The 19,384-nt window shown below is 32.7% G+C and carries 21 protein-coding genes and 1 tRNA gene; 6 read left to right on the forward strand and 16 right to left on the reverse strand.

The window, feature by feature from the left end; translation table 11 throughout:
- Nucleotides 1–101: 101 nt before the first annotated feature.
- Nucleotides 102–2,102 (reverse strand): tetratricopeptide repeat-containing sensor histidine kinase, encoded by a 2,001-nt coding sequence (locus tag AAC084_RS11575; protein WP_339840346.1) that lies wholly within the window; start codon nucleotides 2,100–2,102, stop codon nucleotides 102–104.
- 203 nt (nucleotides 2,103–2,305) lie between these two features.
- Here AAC084_RS11575 and AAC084_RS11580 point away from each other — a divergent pair.
- Nucleotides 2,306–2,381 (forward strand) — tRNA-His (locus AAC084_RS11580).
- A gap of 128 nt (nucleotides 2,382–2,509) precedes the next feature.
- Here AAC084_RS11580 and AAC084_RS11585 read toward each other — a convergent pair.
- From AAC084_RS11585 to AAC084_RS11600, 4 genes are read right to left on the reverse strand one after another with little or no spacing between them, the layout of a single operon-like run.
- Complete coding sequence (locus tag AAC084_RS11585; protein ID WP_339840347.1) at nucleotides 2,510–4,075, reverse strand: M28 family peptidase; 1,566 nt, start codon at nucleotides 4,073–4,075, stop codon at nucleotides 2,510–2,512.
- Nucleotides 4,076–4,131: 56 nt separating this feature from the next.
- Entirely contained in the window at nucleotides 4,132–4,563 is a 432-nt protein-coding gene (locus tag AAC084_RS11590; protein ID WP_339840348.1) for a nuclear transport factor 2 family protein, read from the reverse strand.
- Nucleotides 4,564–4,593: 30 nt separating this feature from the next.
- The gene (locus AAC084_RS11595) at nucleotides 4,594–5,283 is read right to left on the reverse strand and encodes an SGNH/GDSL hydrolase family protein (RefSeq protein WP_339840349.1); all 690 of its coding nucleotides are present in this window, start codon (nucleotides 5,281–5,283) and stop codon (nucleotides 4,594–4,596) included.
- 13 nt (nucleotides 5,284–5,296) lie between these two features.
- Nucleotides 5,297–5,719 carry a hypothetical protein gene (locus AAC084_RS11600; RefSeq protein ID WP_339840351.1) on the reverse strand — a complete coding sequence of 141 codons (423 nt, stop codon included), beginning with the start codon at nucleotides 5,717–5,719 and terminating at the stop codon, nucleotides 5,297–5,299.
- A gap of 149 nt (nucleotides 5,720–5,868) precedes the next feature.
- On the opposite strand from AAC084_RS11600, the gene AAC084_RS11605 reads away from it, so the two are divergent.
- A complete protein-coding gene (locus AAC084_RS11605) occupies nucleotides 5,869–6,324 on the forward strand; it encodes a hypothetical protein (protein ID WP_339840352.1) in 456 nt (151 codons plus the stop codon).
- A gap of 9 nt (nucleotides 6,325–6,333) precedes the next feature.
- On the opposite strand, the gene AAC084_RS11610 is transcribed toward AAC084_RS11605, so the two are convergent.
- The 4 genes from AAC084_RS11610 to AAC084_RS11625 form a co-directional block, all read right to left on the reverse strand.
- Complete coding sequence (locus tag AAC084_RS11610; RefSeq protein ID WP_339840353.1) at nucleotides 6,334–7,818, reverse strand: carboxypeptidase; 1,485 nt, start codon at nucleotides 7,816–7,818, stop codon at nucleotides 6,334–6,336.
- Between the two features lie 144 nt (nucleotides 7,819–7,962).
- Nucleotides 7,963–8,727 carry a TIGR02757 family protein gene (locus AAC084_RS11615; protein ID WP_339840354.1) on the reverse strand — a complete coding sequence of 255 codons (765 nt, stop codon included), beginning with the start codon at nucleotides 8,725–8,727 and terminating at the stop codon, nucleotides 7,963–7,965.
- Nucleotides 8,724–9,281 (reverse strand): CPBP family intramembrane glutamic endopeptidase, encoded by a 558-nt coding sequence (locus AAC084_RS11620; protein WP_339840355.1) that lies wholly within the window; start codon nucleotides 9,279–9,281, stop codon nucleotides 8,724–8,726. Before AAC084_RS11620 ends, AAC084_RS11615 begins: the two co-directional genes overlap by 4 nt.
- A gap of 11 nt (nucleotides 9,282–9,292) precedes the next feature.
- Nucleotides 9,293–9,973 (reverse strand): ABC transporter ATP-binding protein, encoded by a 681-nt coding sequence (locus tag AAC084_RS11625; protein ID WP_339840357.1) that lies wholly within the window; start codon nucleotides 9,971–9,973, stop codon nucleotides 9,293–9,295.
- A gap of 231 nt (nucleotides 9,974–10,204) precedes the next feature.
- Here AAC084_RS11625 and folE point away from each other — a divergent pair, with 231 nt between their 5' ends.
- From folE to AAC084_RS11645, 4 genes are all read left to right on the forward strand, one after another.
- The gene (folE, locus tag AAC084_RS11630) at nucleotides 10,205–10,804 is read left to right on the forward strand and encodes a GTP cyclohydrolase I FolE (protein WP_339840359.1); all 600 of its coding nucleotides are present in this window, start codon (nucleotides 10,205–10,207) and stop codon (nucleotides 10,802–10,804) included.
- Nucleotides 10,805–10,888: 84 nt separating this feature from the next.
- A complete protein-coding gene (locus AAC084_RS11635) occupies nucleotides 10,889–11,188 on the forward strand; it encodes a hypothetical protein (protein ID WP_339840360.1) in 300 nt (99 codons plus the stop codon).
- Between the two features lie 54 nt (nucleotides 11,189–11,242).
- Entirely contained in the window at nucleotides 11,243–12,463 is a 1,221-nt protein-coding gene (locus AAC084_RS11640; protein WP_339840362.1) for a sulfite oxidase, read from the forward strand.
- Nucleotides 12,463–12,909 carry a monoheme cytochrome C gene (locus tag AAC084_RS11645; protein WP_339840364.1) on the forward strand — a complete coding sequence of 149 codons (447 nt, stop codon included), beginning with the start codon at nucleotides 12,463–12,465 and terminating at the stop codon, nucleotides 12,907–12,909. The genes AAC084_RS11640 and AAC084_RS11645 overlap by 1 nt, the downstream gene beginning before the upstream one ends.
- A gap of 77 nt (nucleotides 12,910–12,986) precedes the next feature.
- Here AAC084_RS11645 and AAC084_RS11650 read toward each other — a convergent pair whose 3' ends face one another.
- The 7 genes from AAC084_RS11650 to serC form a co-directional block, all read right to left on the reverse strand.
- Nucleotides 12,987–15,248 carry a TonB-dependent receptor gene (locus AAC084_RS11650; protein ID WP_339840366.1) on the reverse strand — a complete coding sequence of 754 codons (2,262 nt, stop codon included), beginning with the start codon at nucleotides 15,246–15,248 and terminating at the stop codon, nucleotides 12,987–12,989.
- Nucleotides 15,249–15,297: 49 nt separating this feature from the next.
- Nucleotides 15,298–15,624, reverse strand: a complete 327-nt coding sequence (locus AAC084_RS11655) for a hypothetical protein (RefSeq protein ID WP_339840368.1) — start codon at nucleotides 15,622–15,624, stop codon at nucleotides 15,298–15,300.
- 53 nt (nucleotides 15,625–15,677) lie between these two features.
- Nucleotides 15,678–15,995 (reverse strand): DUF6787 family protein, encoded by a 318-nt coding sequence (locus tag AAC084_RS11660; protein WP_339840370.1) that lies wholly within the window; start codon nucleotides 15,993–15,995, stop codon nucleotides 15,678–15,680.
- A gap of 30 nt (nucleotides 15,996–16,025) precedes the next feature.
- Nucleotides 16,026–16,496, reverse strand: a complete 471-nt coding sequence (locus AAC084_RS11665; protein ID WP_339840371.1) for a DUF6146 family protein — start codon at nucleotides 16,494–16,496, stop codon at nucleotides 16,026–16,028.
- Between the two features lie 65 nt (nucleotides 16,497–16,561).
- Nucleotides 16,562–17,194: a DUF937 domain-containing protein gene (locus AAC084_RS11670; protein ID WP_339840372.1), complete on the reverse strand. Its 633-nt coding sequence runs from the start codon at nucleotides 17,192–17,194 to the stop codon at nucleotides 16,562–16,564.
- A gap of 68 nt (nucleotides 17,195–17,262) precedes the next feature.
- On the reverse strand, nucleotides 17,263–18,213 hold the full coding sequence (locus AAC084_RS11675) for a D-2-hydroxyacid dehydrogenase (protein ID WP_339840375.1): 951 nt from the start codon (nucleotides 18,211–18,213) through the stop codon (nucleotides 17,263–17,265).
- Between the two features lie 62 nt (nucleotides 18,214–18,275).
- Nucleotides 18,276–19,340, reverse strand: coding sequence for a 3-phosphoserine/phosphohydroxythreonine transaminase (gene serC, locus AAC084_RS11680; RefSeq protein ID WP_339840376.1), 1,065 nt, complete (start codon nucleotides 19,338–19,340; stop codon nucleotides 18,276–18,278).
- Between the last annotated feature and the right edge of the window lie 44 nt (nucleotides 19,341–19,384).

Here is a 19,384-nt window from a genome sequence, read left to right on the forward strand (position 1 = left end):
GTGTATTTCGTCGATGATTTTCTAAATTATGTTCCAAATATTAGCTAAAATATAACTTGACTATAGTTAGTTCTTTTAGTATAAGAAAGTAATAATTTATTTTATGCGAATGGTAATGGAAGCTTTACAATAAAATGACTTCCCTTATTGATTTTACTTTTGACAGATATTTCGCCATGGTTTTTTACTATCATTTCCTTTGCCAATCGTAATCCTAGACCGGTACCTTTTTCTAAATTGGTGCCAACTGTTGATATATGCTCGGTGTCCTTAAATAATTTACTAATTGTCAATTCACTCATTCCCACACCAGTATCAGAAACGTAAATTAATAAGTTAGTGTCTTTAATTTTACTTGATATGGTAATCTTACCTTCATTAGGTGTGTATTTAATGGCATTGTTGATTAAATTTCTAAAGATTACTTTAAACTGGTCTAAATCTGCAAAAACATGATGATTGCGAGCCACTTGATTTTCAATTTTTATAAATTTATTTTTAATTTCTTTACTAAATAAATGTAATATATCTTCTATTTCTTGTTTGACAGTAATTCTTTCTAAGTTTATAGAGTTTCCAGTCATTTGGGTTTTCCCCCAATGTAATAGGTTATCCATAGTAAATTGAACCTGTTCTAAATCATCTCTTAATTGTGGAGCGAATTTCTCAAAATACTTTTTACCATCAACTTCTTCAATGTAAAAAGTAAGTAGTTCTTTTAGCGAAATTATTGGTCCACGAAGATCATGACCTACTATAGAGAAAAGGCGATCCTGATTTTTATTGATAATAGAAAGTGTATTTTGATTTTCATTTAAAACTATTGCTTGATTCTCTAGTTTTTTATTTAATAATTTTTCTCTCTTATTAGAGTTTAAAATAATCAAGACTACTATTAATGAAGTGAATAGCGCTGCTAAAGACCATTTTACATATTTACGTTGCTGCGCCAATACTAATTCATTTTTAACCTTAAGAGCTTCTTTTTCTTTCTCAAAATTTATCTTTGCAGTAAGCATATTAAAATTCCTTCTATTTTTTTCTATAGAAATATCATTTGCCAATTTTTCTGTTAATTCTAAGTATTCTAAAGATTTTGAAATTTGGTTTTTTTCTTTTTTAATTTTGTATAATATCCTATAACATTTTTCTAACCCTGTATTCAAATTAAATGATGTATATAGTTTTAGACTTTCATTAATATTTACTTCGGCTTCTGGTATATTTTTAAGTGCCATGTGAGTTTTTGCAAGACCATAATAGATATCTGCCCTACCTTTTATATCAACGTCTGAACTGTGAGTACTAAGTGCTTTTTTATACGAGTCTAAGGCATTATTATACTTTTTTAATTTCAAATTAAGCCCTCCTAAGGTTGACAATGAAAATGCTAACCATGGTTTGTTTTTTGTTTTTTCAAAGTAAATAATGCTGTTGTTTAAATAGTCTTGTGCTTTGTCAAAATTACCTGTCTTAATATTGAGAAAGCCTAAATTGCTAGATAGCATGGCATCTGAGTTTGCATCTTTAGATTTTTTAGAAAATTTGCTTGCCGATGAATAATAAGCTTGCGCTTCATCATAATCTTCCAATAGATTGAACATGGTGCCTAAATTCATGTTCATTAAAAAAGTAAAATACTCATTATTATGTTGTTCACTTAATGACAAGCCCTTTAAAAAGAATGTATAAGTTAATGGGTAAATTTGTTTAATGAAATATGCTTGACCTAAATGATTGTAGACTTTCATTTCTTTTGTTGGATGATCAATTAATTCTTTGTCATTTAAAACCTCTTGGTTGTATTTTATACTGTTTTCAGTATCTCCTGTATAAAGGTAAAATGCAGAGAAGTTTATTAAGGCTTCAAGCTCACCTTCTTTATAATCATTTAGTTTACTCAACTCTAAGGCTTTCTTAGATATAATCAAGATTGTATCTCGGCCTGAAAATCTTAATTGATAAGATAGATTATTTAAGAGGTCAATGTATGTTGTGCTATTATCAACGTTACTTGAACTCTCTGAAAATTCTTGAATCTTATTTTTATAAAACTGAATACTATCTACTTGTGCAATGACCGTATTAAAGTTTATACACATAAAAGTGAAAAGAAATAAGCTGTTTTTTAGAGGGGAATTAAATAGCATTTAACGTGATGTGTTTTATAAGTAGGTTATTTAAATATAATTATCAATTTAACTAGAACAAATTAAGCAAAAGAAAAATTGAAATATTTATTCAAATATCATTTATTATTTGTGAGTACTATTTAAAAAAATTACATTTGCACTCGCTTACAAATGGTGGTTGTAGCTCAGCTGGTTAGAGCATCGGTTTGTGGTACCGAGGGTCGCCGGTTCGAACCCGGTCTTCCACCCTAAAAGCAAATAAAAAGTCTTGGATTTATTCCAAGACTTTTTTGTTTTAATATCTTATTGAATTAAAATATTATTGATATAAAAAGCCTGTTAAACAGTTAGTTAACAGGCTTATTTTTTATGGTATTTTAGTTAATAGGTTTGTCAACGGTAATTTTTTGATCCCTATTTGCAATTTCCCAAGCAGTATAAAAAATAAGTCTAGCTCTATTCTGCAATAAGTCATAATTTATTTTGTCAGGAGTGTCACTTGGTCTGTGATAATCATCATGTGTTCCGTTAAAATAAAATATTATAGGAATATTGTTCTTAGCGAAGTTATAATGATCACTTCTGTAGTAAAATCGATTAGGATCGTTTTCGTCATTATATGTATAATCTAATTCAATATTTGCGAATTTATTATTTACTTCTTCTGAGAGATTGTGAAGTTCCGTACTTAATTTATCTGACCCTATTAGATAGATGTAGTTACGGTCTCCTTCTCGATTGGGGTCAATTCTACCAATCATATCAATATTCAAGTTTGCTACAGTATTCGCTAAAGGCACTATAGGGTCAACATCAGTATAATATTGAGAACCTAAGAGTCCTTTTTCTTCACCAGTAACATGTAAAAATATAACAGACCTTTTAGGTCCGTTTCCTGCATCTGCAGCTAATTTAAATGCTTCTGCTATTTCTAATAATGCAACTGTACCTGATCCATCATCATCAGCTCCATTATTTATCTCGCCATCTGCAGAAATACCAATATGATCTAGGTGTGAAGATATTACTAAATACTCATCTGGTTTCTCAGTTCCTTTAATGAATGCAGCTACATTTTCTGATGTAATTTTATCGTTGGAACTTTCAAAACTCAACTCTAAATTTTCAGTAATTATCTTAGAAACTTCGTCAGTTTCAATTGAGGAAAGTAAATCTTTAGCTAGTACTTGATCTATAAATAGGCTGTAAAATTCAGTAGCACTATTGTCAACTAATTCCATTCGGCCATTGTCATTCGTTTTCATAGATTCAAACCTTCGCTTAAATCTATTGAAATTGTCGGTATCATAATAAAGAATACCTGTAGCACCTTTATCAACTGCTATTTGTATTCTTTTTGTAAGAGATTCAGACATATTACTCCAAATCGAAGTTTCGCTAGATCCTGAAATTTTGTAAGTTCCATCTGAATTTTTAGGCTCTCCTGATTTGAGTAAAACTATTTTACCTTCCACATCAATTTCATTGTAGTTGGAATATGAAGAATCTTCAATACCATACCCTACATAAGCTATTTCACTGGCAGAAGTATTCGCAGCAGAAAAAGTTAACACATGTTCTCCAATACTATAATCTTTACTTTTTAAGCTTAATTTGCCGATAGGAAGTTTACTTATTTCTAAAGGAACTTCTTGAAAATAATTACCGTCAGCCTTAGCCGCAGGAATTTTTAATTTTTCATATTCTGCTTTTAAATAAGCAATAGCCATTTTTTGACCCGGTTCACCGGTTTCTCTACCTTCAAATTCATCTGAAGCATAAGTATATAAATGCTCTTTTAATTCACTCTCTGTTATAGATTCGGCAAAGGTGATTTCAGAGGGTACTGTTGAAACAGTATCAGTAGTTGATTCATTAACTGTTTTTTGCGATGAGTTACATGATAAGGCCAATGTGACCAATAAGGTTAGTGCTTTTTTCATTTTATTTTGTAATCAAAATTTCCCAAAAATAATCAAAAGATATCTACTTTTGGATGTCAACAGGAAGAATCGGCAATGATCTTCCACTCACCATCAATTCTCTTAAAAATTATCATAAAAGTACCAGTTGCATTACCCATATTTCTTGTTAGGTTATATTCACCCATGACAAAATAGGAGTTAGTAGTAATAGCAGAAATTTTTACGATATTAAATTTTAAAGTGCCTGAATAGGACTTGTCCGGATAATTTTTTAAATAGCTATCCAGCGTAGTCTGCCACCCGGATTTAAGTTTTTTCCCGCTATAAAAATAGAGAGAATCTGATTTCCAATAGCCTTTCATGAACCCCTCTAAGTCATTATTATTCCAATCTCTTTCTTGTTGATTTAAGATGGCCATAATCGCTCTATGGTCTTGCTCAATAGTACTCATTGGTGAGCAAGAACATATTACGGCTATAGAAAAAAGTAATAATATAGCTTTCATATTCATAAATATTGATTGTATATAATACTACTATTGGTCTAACGCCTTAACAATAGCAGCTTCTACTAAAGGTTCCATTACTTTGTACCCAGCAACTGTAGGGTGTACTTCATCTCTTGCATATTTTTTAGGTAGACCGTTGCGTTCATCGACCATAGCAGAGAAATAGTCTAAATAAATATGACCATTCAATTCTGTATACTCTTTAATCATTTTATTCAAAGCGATAATTTTGCCAGCTGGTTCTAAACCTGGTTTCCATGGGTAATCATAAGCAGGTAGGGTAGAAGATAATATGACCTTAATGTCATTTGCTTTTGCCATTTCAGACATCCCTTTAATATTGTTCATTATCATTTCTAAAGTTGAAGGTCCCGTATTACCGGCAATATCATTAGTGCCAGCTAGAAGAACTACTACTTTTGGTTTTAAATCAATTACATCTTGTCTAAAACGCACTAACATTTGCGGAGTAGTTTGCCCGCTAATACCTCTATTTATATAGGGTTTGTCTTTGAAAAATTCCGGTCTATTATTTAACCATCCAATGGTGATAGAATTTCCCATAAACAAAATGCGATCTTCATTTTCCTGTACAGCTGGAAGTTTGGAATTTTCCTCTTTAAATTGATTTAAGTCGGCCCAATCTTGCGAATGTAAATTGGTTAATCCGAATAGCGATAGCATACAAGCAATAATTAATTTATTAAAGTTTTTCATTTTTAGTATAAGGTTATGAATTTTGAATAAGCGATTTTTCTTCGATTGTTAATGGTAAGCTTTTAACGATACTTTCTTTATTTGGTTTTTGTACAAATAAATATGCCAATAAACATATCGTAATTATTAGAGGAAGGGCATTGCCTGAATTGAAATAAACAAAAAGACCTAAAAAAGCAGGAATTTCAATAAGAGCATATTTAAGATGTAATGCAGATTGGTATTTCTTCAATTTATCTTCTAATCGATTCTTAGAATCTATTCTTGATATCATTTTTTTAAAAACCATCTGACTTCCAAAATACCCCAATAATGCAAAAACAGGAACTAGATATAAATAGATACTCTCCCCATTAGTACTGGTATTAAAGCTGTTAATTTGGAATATGACCCAAATTGTAAAAATACTAAGACCGGCAACTAAAAATAAATGCATGATTTTTAGGCTTTTAATAAAGTTCTTTAATTCCATATAGTTTTTAAATTTCTAAGATACTATAAATTAAAACCAATAAGAATTTAGATCAATAATTGTACTTTATTTTAAAATCAATCACTGTATTAGAATTTCTATCTTTGCCAACTATGAAAAAAATAGTTTCCGTTATCTTTATTTTAGTATCCCTTCAAAGTACATATGGACAAATAGAGCAAGATAAGGTTCTTCATTTTCTAGGTGGAAACCTATATGGTTTGGTAGGGGCAGGAGTAGCTAGCCAAATTTCAGATGGTGATAGAACTTGGACGTTTATTGGGGCAATAGGCGGTAGTTTACTTATTGGCTTAGCGAAAGAAAGTATTGATCAAAAGCAATATGGAGGTTGGGACAATGCCGATTTATTAGCTACAGTTTTAGGTGGAGCAACCGTTGGGGTTACCATCAATATCTTCAAAAAAAGAAAGCAGCGTAAACGGGATAAGATTTTTAGAGATGCTGTTGGATTTTCTGATTCTGAAATAAAAAAAACATTCCCAATAAAAACTGTTGAAATTACTTCTTTGTCTTTATTAGGAATGTCTAAAACGGTAATGGAAAAGTAAACTTACTCTTTAGTATTTAGCACTTTTTACATTAGTCATGGTTCTTTTAATGAAATCGCGAATATCATCATTTGCAGTTTTAAGGTCTTCACGCCTTAAATACATCATATGGCCTGAACGGTACCCTTTAAAACTGAATCTATCTTTCATTCGACCACTTGGGTCAACTTGCCACATCGTATATTTGGCGTTAAAGTAGGTTGTTGCACCATCATAATACCCAGATTGTATCATTACATTCAAATACGGATTTTGGGCCATTGCCTGTCTTAAATCTTCCCTTGTATTGTCATCATCATTATTCCATGGGTGAACAGGGCCGAACATGTTGTATTTTACATCTGTTTTAAAATTCAATTCTTCTTGTAAATAGTAATTGATAGCAGGGGTAAAGCTGTGGAGCCAAGAAGTAAGTTCTGAATTATAATCTGGTTGCATACCTGCTAATTGTTTATCTATACCCAAGTATCTAGAATCCAATCTACCTATCGTATATCCGTTTTTATCTTTTAGAAGGTTTTTCCAGAAGAAAGAAGTTGGTACCGTTAGATTTTGCTCAAGAATATCTTGTTTTTTTAATCCGGAATAATAAGCCATTTTATCTGCAACGGCATCTTTTTCAGAGGCATCTAAAAATCCGCCTTTAGCTAATGCAGGTATTAATTGATTTATAGTATACGCCTCAGATTCTGGTAAAATATCTAGTAAGTCTTGGCTTTGAAGCGCTTGTGGTAATGCTTTATGATGCCAAGCCGCAGCAGTAAAATAGGGTAGGTTAATTGCTTCGGCAACCGGTCCGCTATTACGTATTACTTTGTAATCTGCCGGTGAAACCATGATTACTCCATTTAAATACATCCATTGTTGGTTTTGTAAAGCCAATGAAAGCCCCATAACTCGAGTGCCACCGTAACTTTCACCAACGATATATTTTGGTGAGCGCCATCTATTATTTCTTGTCACAAAAGTATTTAGCCATTCTGCTAAGTATTTTATATCGGCATTTATACCAAAGAATTTTTCTCGGTCAACATCTTTTCCACTTGCCGGTATTGTTCTACTATATCCAGTATTTACAGGGTTTACATATACAATATCAGCAATGTCTAAGACGGAATGCGGATTTTCATTTACGCCATAAGGTTGAACAGGGTATCCTTCATCGTCAATCTTCAATATCCTTGGGCCGGTATAGGCAAGGTGCATCCAGACGGAACCCGAACCTGGTCCACCATTAAAGGATATTAATAGAGGTCTGGCGGCACGGTCTTTAATGTTGTTTCTTGTGTAATAAGTGTAATGTAACGACGCAATTGGTTTTGCATTTTCATCCCAAACCGGTTGTGTACCTGTTTGTGCTGTATAGGAAAAGGTAGTGCCGTTAATTGTAGCATTATGCTCTGTCGTAATAACGGTGTCAATTGGTAATGTCCTAGATTGTGATAGGGCAATAGTAGTTACCAAACAAATGGATAGTTGTAGAATTTTTTTCATGGTAGTTTAAAGGTTCTGTTGATAAACGAAAATAAGAATAATACCATTAATCTTGGTTTTATAATTATTGAATCACCTAAAAATATGATATCATTAATTCTAATAAATATTTTAAATGATTATAAGATTCATTTAAAATATTTATTAGAATTTTTCAAAAACACCTAATCCAAATAAGGCAAAATCATATTTAACTGGGTCCATCGGATCCAGTTTTCTTAGATTTTCATCAAGTTCAGCTAATGCTTTTGCATCGTTCTGTTTTCGTTTTAATAAACCAAGCTTGCGAGCAACATTACCAGAATGCACGTCTAATGGACAAGATAGTTTAGCCGTACTTATATTTTTCCAAAGTCCGAAATCGACGCTAGTGTTTGCATCTCTCACCATCCACCGTAAGAACATGTTTATTCTTTTAGCAGCTGAACCTTTTAAGGGATTTGACACGTGCTTCGTTGTTCTTTGATCATAAGGTAATTCGAAAAACAGTTCTTTGAATTTCGAAATAGTGGGTTGTAAAGAATTTTTTTCTTGATGGGTTGTAAAGATTCCCTCTAATCCATTATGATGTGTGTATATGTTTTTAAGACTATGTATAAAATATTTTAGGTCTATACCATTAAAGGTTCTGTGAACAAAATAGGCCAAATCGTCTAAATCTTCTTTGCTATGATTAATGATAAAGTCATAAGGACTCTGCCCCATCATACCCATTAATTTATGAGAATTATTAATGATACTTTTTCTATTACCCCAGGCTATAGTGGCAGTTAAAAATGCACTAATCTCTATATCTTCTTTATTTGTAAATAGGTGTGGTATTTGAATAGGGTCTGTCTCTAAAAATTTGGGATTATTATATTGAATAACCTTTTCATCTAGAAATATCTTTAATTCAGTTTTTGTCATTCTATAGGAATATCTAATAGTTTCAGTAGTAATAAAGGCAGTAATAATACCATATTATAGCAAGCATGTAATGCCATAGACCATAATAATCCAAATTTGACACGGATAAATGCTAGAAGAAAACCTACACTTATTTGTGGTGCTACTAATAACGGCGAAAGAAACAGTACCTGTGTTGTCAATTCAAAATTGCTAATATGAACCAAGCCAAAAGCAATGGTAAAAACGTACAATGCAATTAAAAAATATTTTGAGTGTTGAAAGAAGATTAATGGTCCACGAAAAATTAATTCTTCAAAAAAAGGAGCTGCTAAAACGGCTAATACAAAGATTTTTATTTCTGAATTATTCTCAAATAAATCATCAATAGCATGTTTACCTACTTCAATATTAAATATGTTTTGTATTATACTTGCTATGATTAGTAAAAGAATACTTGAGCAAAGCGCCAAAATCAATAATTTAACGAATTTCCTTAGTCTATCTGAGGTTTCGGTATTTGTATCTTGTTGATAAATAGGGTTTTTAGCAAATGCGAGTAGTTCATCAAGCATAATAATCTGGGTTATGCCTCTATTTTTTCTTTATCTACAATTTTACCATCTACCATAGTCAATTTACGATCTGCCATTTCTGCTAGTTCTTCATTATGAGTTACAATGACAAAGGTTTGTCCGAATTTTTCTCTTAGCTCAAAGAATAGTTTATGAAGATTATCTGCACTTTCAGAATCTAAATTCCCACTTGGTTCATCGGCGAAAATAATAGAAGGGTTGTTGATCAAAGCACGTGCAACAGCTACACGTTGTTGTTCTCCTCCTGATAATTCAGAAGGTTTATGATTGAATCTGTGAGATAATCCTAAAAAGTCTAAAAGTTCTTTGGCTCTTTTTTCTGCATCAGATTTAGGCGTTTTTTTAATGAATGCAGGTAAGCAGACATTTTCAATGGCCGTAAATTCAGGTAATAATTGATGAAATTGAAATATAAAGCCAATATGTTCATTTCTAAACTTGGCTAAATCTTTATCACTAAGATTAGTAGTTTCTATATTATTAATTAGAAGTGTACTGTCACTTTTATTCGATTGTACATCTAAAGTGCCGAGAATCTGTAATAAGGTTGTTTTACCCGCTCCAGAAGCACCAACAATAGAAACAATTTCTCCTTTCTTTATATGCAGGTCAACACCTTTTAAAACTTCTAACTTACCGTAATACTTATGAATGTTAGAAGCTTTTATCATTAGGAATGGAATATGTTAATTAGGTTTTATTATTTTCAAAATTAATGAAAAAGGATCACGGTAAAAATAGTATTCCCGTTTTACTTTAACGTTAGAATCAACAAAACTGAGTAAAATTCAAATTCACTAGTTTTGTGCTTCGTATTTATGATAACTTTAATGTTGTTATTAAAAGAAAGCATTAATTTTGTTCAAGATAAATAAGATTATATTAAACATTAAATAAAGAGTATGTCCCCTTATAAAAATTTAGAAGAATACAATCTAGAAATTACTGATGAAGTTAAAAGCAGATATTCTTCAATTATCAATGAAATAGGCGAAGATGTTAGTAGAGAGGGATTAGTGAAAACACCAGAACGTGCAGCGAAAGCAATGCTATTCTTAACACAAGGATATCAACAAGATGCTGTAGAGATATTAAAAGGGGCCATGTTCAAAGAATCTTATGATGATATGGTTATAATAAAGGATATTGAATTGTATTCTTTATGTGAACATCACATGCTTCCATTTTTTGGGAAGGCACATATCGCATATATTCCAAATGGTCATATAGTGGGCTTAAGTAAAATACCAAGAGTTGTTGATGTTTTTGCAAGAAGATTGCAGGTTCAAGAGCGTTTAACACATGATATTTTAGAATGTATCAATAACACATTAAAACCAAAGGGTGTTGCTGTCGTTATTGAAGCTTCACATATGTGTATGATGATGCGTGGTGTTCAAAAACAAAATTCAGTTACCACTACTTCAGGGTTTAGGGGGCAATTTGAAAAAATTGAGACCAGAAATGAATTTCTTAAATTAATTAGTGCAAAACTTTCTTAATTAAGCATCATATTTAGCGATCATTTATTTCTAAATTTTGGCATCTTTGTTGCATTCCAACTAAAGAATAACTAATTTTTCAGTATGTCAATTTTAAAGAACAAAAAATATAAACAGCTATTAATGGGGTTGCTTTTTGATGGTATAGGCATGCTTTCATTTGTAATACCATTTGTAGGTGAATTTTCAGATATTGTATGGGCGCCACTCTCTGGTTACTTAATGACAAGAATGTATAAAGGTAAAATAGGGCAGGCTGCAGGTATCTTTACTTTTGTAGAGGAAATTGTACCTGGTTTTGATATCATTCCTTCATTTACCTTAATGTGGCTGTATACCTATGTTTTTAAAGGTGTTAAAAAAGGTCAGACTATTGAAGTGTAAATAACACATAATTTAGTACCAAATAACTTAACTTTATCTCAAATCTATTACGTTTTGAAGAGAAGAAGTTTTGTTGCAAAATCAGGTTTAGGTACGCTCGCTACCTTACTTGGTGTTGATATTGTTTATAAAGAGTTGATGCCCAAGGGTTATACGCCTTTGGCATTACAAGAGACAGATCCATTTAAGTTATTTAATAAAGATGAGGCTATGGTCGTTCTAAACGATAAACCATGGAATATGGAGGCACAGGCACATCTGCTTAATGATCGAGTTACTCCAAACAAGTATATGTTCGTTCGTAATAATGGACTACTACCTGAAAAAATTGATGAAAGTTCTTGGGAACTTAAGATTGATGGTGAATCGGTGGTTGAATCGAAAACATATTCACTTTCAGATTTAAAAACAAAATTTAAACATCATACGTATCAGCTTACGTTAGAATGTGGTGGTAATGGTAGAAGCGAATTCAACCCACCAGCGAAGGGAAATCAATGGACCATTGGAGCAGTTTCTAGTGCAGAATGGACTGGTATTCGTTTAAAAGATGTTTTAGCTGATGCGGGAATTAAAGATGATGCAGTGTACATAGGATATCATGCTGCAGATATGCATTTGAGCAGAAACCCCACTAAAGAACCTATTTCTAGAGGAGTGCCAATGTCAAAAGCATTGCAAGAAGAAACTTTATTAGCGTTCTCTATGAATGGTGAAGCTATTCCTTTAGTGCATGGTTTTCCTTTACGTTTAATTTGCGGTGGTTGGCCAGCTTCGACTTCGGGGAAATGGTTAAATACCATTAGTATTAGAAATAAAGTACATGATGGTGCAAAAATGGAAGGTAGTTCTTACCGAGTACCTTGCGAAACTGTAGCACCAGGTGAAACAGTTGCCGATGAAGATATGTGTATTATTGAATCTATGCCTGTTAAGTCGTTAATTACGTACCCTAAATCGGGTGCAATTATTAAAGAGGGAAAATCATTGAAAATTAATGGTCATGCTTGGGCAGGAGAATTAGAAATAAATTCGATGGAGTATTCTATTGATTATGGAACCTCATGGAAACCAGCTAGTATAGAAAAAGCTAAAAATAGATTGGCTTGGCAGCATTTTAATGCTACAGTTAATTTTCCAAATAAAGGTTATTATGAAATTTGGGCACGTGCAACTGATTCTAATGAGAATAAACAACCTATGGTTTTACCAGGTTGGAACCCAAAAGGTTATTTGAATAATGCCTGCCATAGAATTGCTATAAAAGTCGTGTAATGCAGGAGAAAGAAAATAAAGACGGAATCGTTTTTAAGCCCATATTTAAGGTCATGTTATTAATTTTTACAGGCTTCATTCTAATTGGAGCCTTAGCAATTATTTTTTACGGACCTAGGCAAACGCAAGTAGAATTAACCGAAGTAGATCCAGAACTAATAGAGAATGGTATTCATGTTCGTACAGGTTTAATTGAGGCCGACGGATTGCAAACAGTAATTACAAATTGTATTACTTGTCATTCATCAAAGTTGATAATTCAGAATAGAATGGGGGAGGAGCAATGGAATGCAACCATACGTTGGATGCAGAAAACTCAGGGATTATGGCCTTTAGGAGAAAATCAAAAGGTAATTGTAGATTATCTGACTACTAATTATCCTTTATTAGAAAAAGGAAGAAGACCGCCATTGACTGACATAGATTGGTATTCATTAGAAAAGTAAATAGCTTATAAGCATTAAAAAATCCCTGTGTATTTAAGTAAATACACAGGGATTTTCACATTTTAACCTCTAATTATTTAGAGAGGTACGCTTATTCCAAGATTAATATTTCGTCCGATATTAGATATTCCATCAGTCTTTAATCTAGATAAGTGGGAAATATATTCCTTATCCAAAATATTATTAGCACTTAATATAAAATCAATAGGTTGATTAGAAATTGTAACTGTAGCCCCAAAACCTAAATTTAAAAGAGAATACCCACTTGTAGAAGTTTCAAATTCGCTCACATTATTCTGGGCGAAGTAAGATTTCAATGTTAGAAAACCATAACCACTATTAAAGCTTTTATTGATTTTATTAAATTCGAATCTTAAAGTATTAGCCCAATTATTCGCAGGAATTAATGGTAGATTACCGCTGCTTTTTAATTCACCAGTAACGGTAGAGAAGTTACTTTCCATATGTAACCAATCTAATGGATGTGGGTGATAATGTAGCCCAGCTTCACCCCCGAACAAATTAGCATCTTGTTGTTGATATAGAAATACGGCATCACCATCTAATGAAGTGCCATTTGGTTCTAAATAAATATAGTCTGAAATAGAATTATAGAATCCGTTTATATAAAATTCAAAATGTTCATTCTTAAATTCTAGAGACAAATCGGTCTGAACATTTCTTTCATTATTTAAATCTGAATTTCCAATTTCAAATCGATTTGTTCCTTCATGTGCGCCATTTGAGGTTAATTCAGCCAAATTTGGAGCCCTAAATCCTGAAGCAATATTTAGGCGAGTTATGAAGTTTTTTGAAACATCTAATTTATAACCTGCAGCAATATTAAAACTGTTGAAACTTCTATCGACTGAAGTAATATAGCCTTCTTCACCAATAATGCCACTCTCATCCGCATCAATAGTTCTTCTGTCATAACGCACACCAAGTTGAAAATCACTTTTATTTAAGTGTATATGTGATGTGGCTAAAAGCCCAATGTCATTCGTAGTAGCATCTGGTATTAAAACCTCTTCACCAAAGTTACTATTAGATTGATTCATGCCTTGTAAACCAACGATAGTCTCTACAGCTCCAATTTTAGCTAAGTTATATTGAAGATTGTAGCTAAAGGTTTCTAATTTCATGTCTAATGCAGGTCCTTCTTCCTCTTCCTCATGTTCTTCTTCTTCAAGTCCTTCCTCGCCATGGTGATGATCCTCAAACTCTTTTCTGTCATTTCTAGTAAAACCTATGATGGCTTGTAAGCTAGAGTTATTGAAGTAGATATTTGATTTCGAACTTAATATATGGCTAGTAATATCTTGAAAGGGCTCAATGGCAGAACGATCGGTTGATTGTTCTCCTATTTCTTCTGGTATGCCCAATTCAGAGTTATTGTAGTTGTAGCGTAATTCGGTTTTGAAATTAGTCAGTTGATATGCCAAACCGGTTTTTAAATCTTTTTCATTAAATCTAGAGTTGGTGACACGTTCATTATTACCAGTCTTATAATCGACATGAGAGCTTCCGCCTGCTCTAACTAAGAATTTTAATTTTTCAGATGAAACTTTAAATCCTCCATTTCCGTTAAACCCTTCTGTATTAGTGAAATAATTTAAGTTCACATCACCTTCTACTTCATTAGAGTTAGCAAATTTTTCAGGATTTAAATATAACACTCCCCCTAGAGCATCTGAACCATAGAGCAAAGATGCAGGTCCTTTTATAACTTCAACACTTTCGATTCCCGCATCACTGATTCCTAATCCGTGTTCATCCCCAAATTGTTGGTTTTCTAAACGGATACCTTGCGTGTAAGTCAACACTCTATTAGAGCTAAGACCACGTATAACTGGTTTTCCTATACCTACACCTGTAGAAACACTTTCAACACCAGGTATCGTTGTGAGACCTTCAGACAAGTTTACAGCTCCGGTTGATTTCAAATCTTTTATGCTTGCTCTTTCAACCTTCATTACATTTTCGCGTTGTAATTTATGAAAGGGAGTAGAAACAATTACTTCTTCCATTTCAATGGCACTAGGCGAAAGTTCAAGTGATAGCTGGTTTGTTGGCTCTAAAAGGTCAACGGTTTGCGAATAGGTTTGAAAGCCAATATAGGATATTACTATCTTAAACTTTCCTGTAGGTAAATTATTAATCTTATAGAACCCGTCAGCATTGGTAATTGTACCTTTTTCTAATTGCGGAAAATATATAGAAACCTGTTCTAAAGGTGCTTTGTCTTCCTGACTATTGATGGTTCCTGATAATGTGCTTTGTGCAAATGCAAATTGTACTAACAATGCCAATAGCATTGTTATATAAATATTTTTCATATAAAATTGTATTAAGATTTTTAGACTTTAACTTGTTAGAAATAAATAATTAACAAGAAGGTGGGCCTCTTAAAACAAAATGAAGTTGTTGATATTTACTTAGAAAGTAGTAATTGTTAATAATAGCCTCGGTAATAGTGGCTACCTCAATAAATTGAGGATAATCGAATTCTGGATAATAAAACGATGATAATTGATAAAGCTCAAAATCACAATCGAACTCAACTGCATGTACATGTAATTCTTTAGATATACAGTGAAATTCTTCGTGCTCGTTTAACGCATGTGAAATTTTTACAAAATAAGGTCCCAATAAACTCGCCATTAAAATTATGGCAACTATTGGAAATACTATTTTGTCTTTCACAAAACTCATATCTACAAAATTAACTAATGGAGGTAGCTATGACCTGTTAAAGAAGTATTAAATTAATTAAATAAAAAACCTAAGCCTATTCGTTTCAGCATCTTTTTTTCAAAAGCCCAAAAGAATTTTGATTGACCTAATAGCCAACCATATATCACTAGTAGGATTTGATAAAAAGGAAAAATTAGCATTATTCTTAAAACCCAGTAGATTGTTGTGCCCCACCAAGCATCTGGAAAATTAGATTGTTGTAAACCTATGAGATTTAGAAATGGTTTCGCTACAAATACTGAAGATGAGCCTGTTATAGCAAATACGAAAAAAATGATTATTAATTGAAAATTGCCAGAAATACCCCAGCGTTCTTTTAACTTTTGCATAAAAATTTTTAAAGCCCGTAAATATACTTTTTATATGCGTGGGATAAAAGGACCTAGCCGTTGATTGTGTTTTCTTTGAAAATAGATAAAGTAATTGTAGAGTTTATAATTTACTTCATACCCATAATCAATATTTTGGGTATAGTCAATCTGAAGTTCATATAAATTTGAGCTATAACGCATCGGTTGTAATACTCTTCGATTCCATTCCAAGACCATTAAATAATTTCGATTTTCAAGAAAACTCTGTGAGTAATAGCCTTCTGGTTTGGCTATTGAATTTAACCAAGTATTAAAACCGGGTTCAATGATTATAATTTCATATTCAGTTTTATCACTAGAAATAGTTATGGTATCACCTTCTATTTGTTCAAATGCTATTTTTTCATCACTGGAAATAGATAGCGGTTCTTTTGTTGCACCACAATTAACTAGGGTGAGTGCAAAAAAACAGGCGATAATCAAACTAAATATTGCTTCGTAATTAGTACACTTTTTCATGAAATATAAGATACAAAAAAGCCGCTTGCGTTAGCAAGCGGCTTATGTTAAATTATAAAAATCGTTTATTTACCGAAAAGACCTCCTAATAGGCCACCTAAGCCACCTGACTTTTTGTTACTTCCCATTACCATGCCAGCAACGTCGTCTAAAATACTACCATCGCCATCAGCGTCTAAGAGTGTAGTAATCAAACTTTGGTTTTCTTGTGGTTGCCCACCTAACATACTACCTAATAAAGCATTCATGCCAGATCCATCACTTACATTACTTTGCGCTGTTTGTTTACCAATCATACCCATTACAATTGGAGCGGCAATTTTAAGTATTTGAGCTATTGAACCTGCATCAAGTCCAGATTTTTGACTTAGGGCATTTTCAACATTTGCTTGTTTACCGCCAAAAATATGTCCTAAGATACCAGCACCGTCCTGCATTACATTGTCATCTACACCACCATCAAATAGACCACCTAAGTTATCTAAGATACTTCCATTATGTTTTCCTGATAGAGCGCTCATTAAGCCTTGAGCACCTTCTGGGGAAGAAACATTCTTTTTCATTGCACCTAAGATTAAGGGCATAGCCATGCTCAATACATCAGCGGTTTTGTTTTCAGGTTGATTTGTTTGACCTGCAACACCACTAATTAATTGTTTGCCCATTGGGCTGTTTAATAAATCTAATAATCCTGCCATTATAATAGTTAATTTAATGTTTATGCTGTAAAATACGAAAAGAGTTAGTAAAATATGTTATAAAGCACCTATTTTAATAATGTTATAATCTGCTCAGCTAATTCTGAGCCAATTCTCTCTTGCGCTTCTAAAGTGGCAGCACCAATATGTGGAGAAAGAGATATGCTCGGATGCATAAGAATCTTTACTTCTGGGTTAGGTTCTGATTCATACACATCAAGACCTGCAAAAGAAATCGTACCATTTTCTAATGCTTCTACTAAGGCAACTTCATCAATAACACCACCTCGAGCTGCATTTACAATACCAACACCCTTTTTCATTTGAGAAAACTCCTCTTTACCAAGTACGTAGTTTTGTTGTTCAGGTATGTGTAAAGATATATAGTCAGCATTTCTTATTAATTCAGACTTATCAGTATTATTCAGGGCAAAGTTTACTTTTTGTCCGTCAAAAAATGAAAGTTCAATATTTGAACTCGCTACCTCTGGGTCGCAATAAACTACATTCATTCCGGCACCAATGGCAAGTTTTGCAGTAGCTTGACCAATATTTCCAAAACCAAAAATGCCTAGTGTTTTTCCTCTTAGTTCAGTTCCTTTTGAATAGGATTTTTTTAATTCTTTGAAATTACTATCTCCTTCTAAAGGCATATTTCTATTGGCATCATATAAAAATCTAACACCTCCAAAAAGATGAGCAAATACCAATTCTGCAACAGATTCTGATGATGCTGCAGGAGTATTGATTACATGAATATTTTTAGATTTTGCATAGGCAACATCTATATTGTCCATACCAACACCTCCACGACCAATTAGCTTTAAGGTAGGGCAAGCATCAATTAGTTCTTTTCTAACTTTAGTGGCGCTACGAACTAATAAAGCATCTATTTTATGTTCATTTATATAATGGGCTAATTGCTCTTGAGCCACAGTGGTAGTTAATACCTCAAATCCGGCCTTTTCCATTGCGGCAATGCCATTTGTGGAGATACCATCATTAGCTAAAATCTTCATAATTTTATTTATTGTTTAATGATTGAATGAAATAGGGAATGGGGTGATAAACAGTTTATTAACTATCCTTTTCGTTCCATTTCACTCATTACGTCTACCAATACGCCTACGCTTTCTAATGGAAGTGCATTGTACATGCTAGCTCTATACCCGCCAACAGACCGGTGACCGTTTAACCCGTTAATTCCTGCTTCTTTCAACATGTTTTCGAAAGTACTTTTCAAACTTTCGTTGGTTATATTAAAAGTTGCATTCATTAATGAACGATCTTCAATATTGGCATACCCTTCAAAGACAGGGTTTAAGTCGATTTCAGAATATAATAACCTGGCTTTCTTTTCATTTATCTCTTCAATGGCAGCAATACCACCAAGATTCTTAAGCCATTCTAAGGTAAGCATCGAAGTATAAACAGGAAAAACAGGAGGTGTATTAAACATACTGTCTTTACTAATATGTACTTGATAATCTAACATAGAAGGAATTTTTCTTGATACTTTCCCTAAAATATCTTCTTTAACGATTACTAAAGTTACACCTGCAGGACCCATATTTTTTTGAGCACCAGCATATATTAAATCGAACTGAGAGAAATCTAAACTTCTTGAGAATATATCAGAACTCATGTCGCACACTAATGGAGCATCCGTTTTTGGAAACTTCTTGAATTGAGTTCCGAATATAGTATTGTTTGAAGTAAGATGTAGATAATCAAGACCTTCAGGTACAGAATATCCTTTAGGTATATATTTAAAATTTTCGTCCTTAGAGGAGCCAACTTCAACAACCTCTCCAAATAACCTAGCTTCTTTAATTGCCTTGTCACTCCATGTGCCAGTATTTAAATAACCCGCTTTATTTTCTAAAAGATTATAGGCTACCATTAAAAATTCAAGACTTGCGCCACCATGTAGAAAAAGTGCTTGGTAACCTTTATCCTTCAGGTCAAGCAATTCTAATGCTAATGATCTTGCGTTTTCCATTACAGCAACAAAATCTTTGCTTCTGTGTGAAATTTCAATAAGTGAAAGTCCAGAACCATTGAAGTCCATAACGGCTTCAGAAGCCTTTAATAATACTTCTTTCGGTAAAATACAAGGGCCTGCGCTAAAATTATGCTTTTTCATTTTGAATGTTAATTAAGGATACAAATGTCAGTATTTTTTGAAGA

The organism is uncultured Maribacter sp. (assembly GCF_963977385.1).
Classification (GTDB): Bacteria; Bacteroidota; Bacteroidia; order Flavobacteriales; family Flavobacteriaceae; genus Maribacter.

Excerpts from the sequence above, each read along its gene's own strand:
- AAC084_RS11575 (WP_339840346.1), bottom strand. The coding sequence starts at position 2,102 with ATGTGTATAAACTTTAATACGGTCATTGCACAAGTAGATAGTATTCAG.
- AAC084_RS11585 (WP_339840347.1), bottom strand. The coding sequence starts at position 4,075 with ATGAAAAAAGCACTAACCTTATTGGTCACATTGGCCTTATCATGTAAC.
- AAC084_RS11590 (WP_339840348.1), bottom strand. The coding sequence starts at position 4,563 with ATGAAAGCTATATTATTACTTTTTTCTATAGCCGTAATATGTTCTTGC.
- AAC084_RS11595 (WP_339840349.1), bottom strand. The coding sequence starts at position 5,283 with ATGAAAAACTTTAATAAATTAATTATTGCTTGTATGCTATCGCTATTC.
- AAC084_RS11600 (WP_339840351.1), bottom strand. The coding sequence starts at position 5,719 with ATGCATTTATTTTTAGTTGCCGGTCTTAGTATTTTTACAATTTGGGTC.
- AAC084_RS11605 (WP_339840352.1), top strand. The coding sequence starts at position 5,869 with ATGAAAAAAATAGTTTCCGTTATCTTTATTTTAGTATCCCTTCAAAGT.
- AAC084_RS11610 (WP_339840353.1), bottom strand. The coding sequence starts at position 7,818 with ATGAAAAAAATTCTACAACTATCCATTTGTTTGGTAACTACTATTGCC.
- AAC084_RS11615 (WP_339840354.1), bottom strand. The coding sequence starts at position 8,727 with ATGACAAAAACTGAATTAAAGATATTTCTAGATGAAAAGGTTATTCAA.
- AAC084_RS11620 (WP_339840355.1), bottom strand. The coding sequence starts at position 9,281 with ATGCTTGATGAACTACTCGCATTTGCTAAAAACCCTATTTATCAACAA.
- AAC084_RS11625 (WP_339840357.1), bottom strand. The coding sequence starts at position 9,973 with ATGATAAAAGCTTCTAACATTCATAAGTATTACGGTAAGTTAGAAGTT.
- folE (WP_339840359.1), top strand. The coding sequence starts at position 10,205 with ATGTCCCCTTATAAAAATTTAGAAGAATACAATCTAGAAATTACTGAT.
- AAC084_RS11635 (WP_339840360.1), top strand. The coding sequence starts at position 10,889 with ATGTCAATTTTAAAGAACAAAAAATATAAACAGCTATTAATGGGGTTG.
- AAC084_RS11645 (WP_339840364.1), top strand. The coding sequence starts at position 12,463 with ATGCAGGAGAAAGAAAATAAAGACGGAATCGTTTTTAAGCCCATATTT.
- AAC084_RS11650 (WP_339840366.1), bottom strand. The coding sequence starts at position 15,248 with ATGAAAAATATTTATATAACAATGCTATTGGCATTGTTAGTACAATTT.
- AAC084_RS11655 (WP_339840368.1), bottom strand. The coding sequence starts at position 15,624 with ATGAGTTTTGTGAAAGACAAAATAGTATTTCCAATAGTTGCCATAATT.
- AAC084_RS11660 (WP_339840370.1), bottom strand. The coding sequence starts at position 15,995 with ATGCAAAAGTTAAAAGAACGCTGGGGTATTTCTGGCAATTTTCAATTA.
- AAC084_RS11665 (WP_339840371.1), bottom strand. The coding sequence starts at position 16,496 with ATGAAAAAGTGTACTAATTACGAAGCAATATTTAGTTTGATTATCGCC.
- AAC084_RS11670 (WP_339840372.1), bottom strand. The coding sequence starts at position 17,194 with ATGGCAGGATTATTAGATTTATTAAACAGCCCAATGGGCAAACAATTA.
- AAC084_RS11675 (WP_339840375.1), bottom strand. The coding sequence starts at position 18,213 with ATGAAGATTTTAGCTAATGATGGTATCTCCACAAATGGCATTGCCGCA.
- serC (WP_339840376.1), bottom strand. The coding sequence starts at position 19,340 with ATGAAAAAGCATAATTTTAGCGCAGGCCCTTGTATTTTACCGAAAGAA.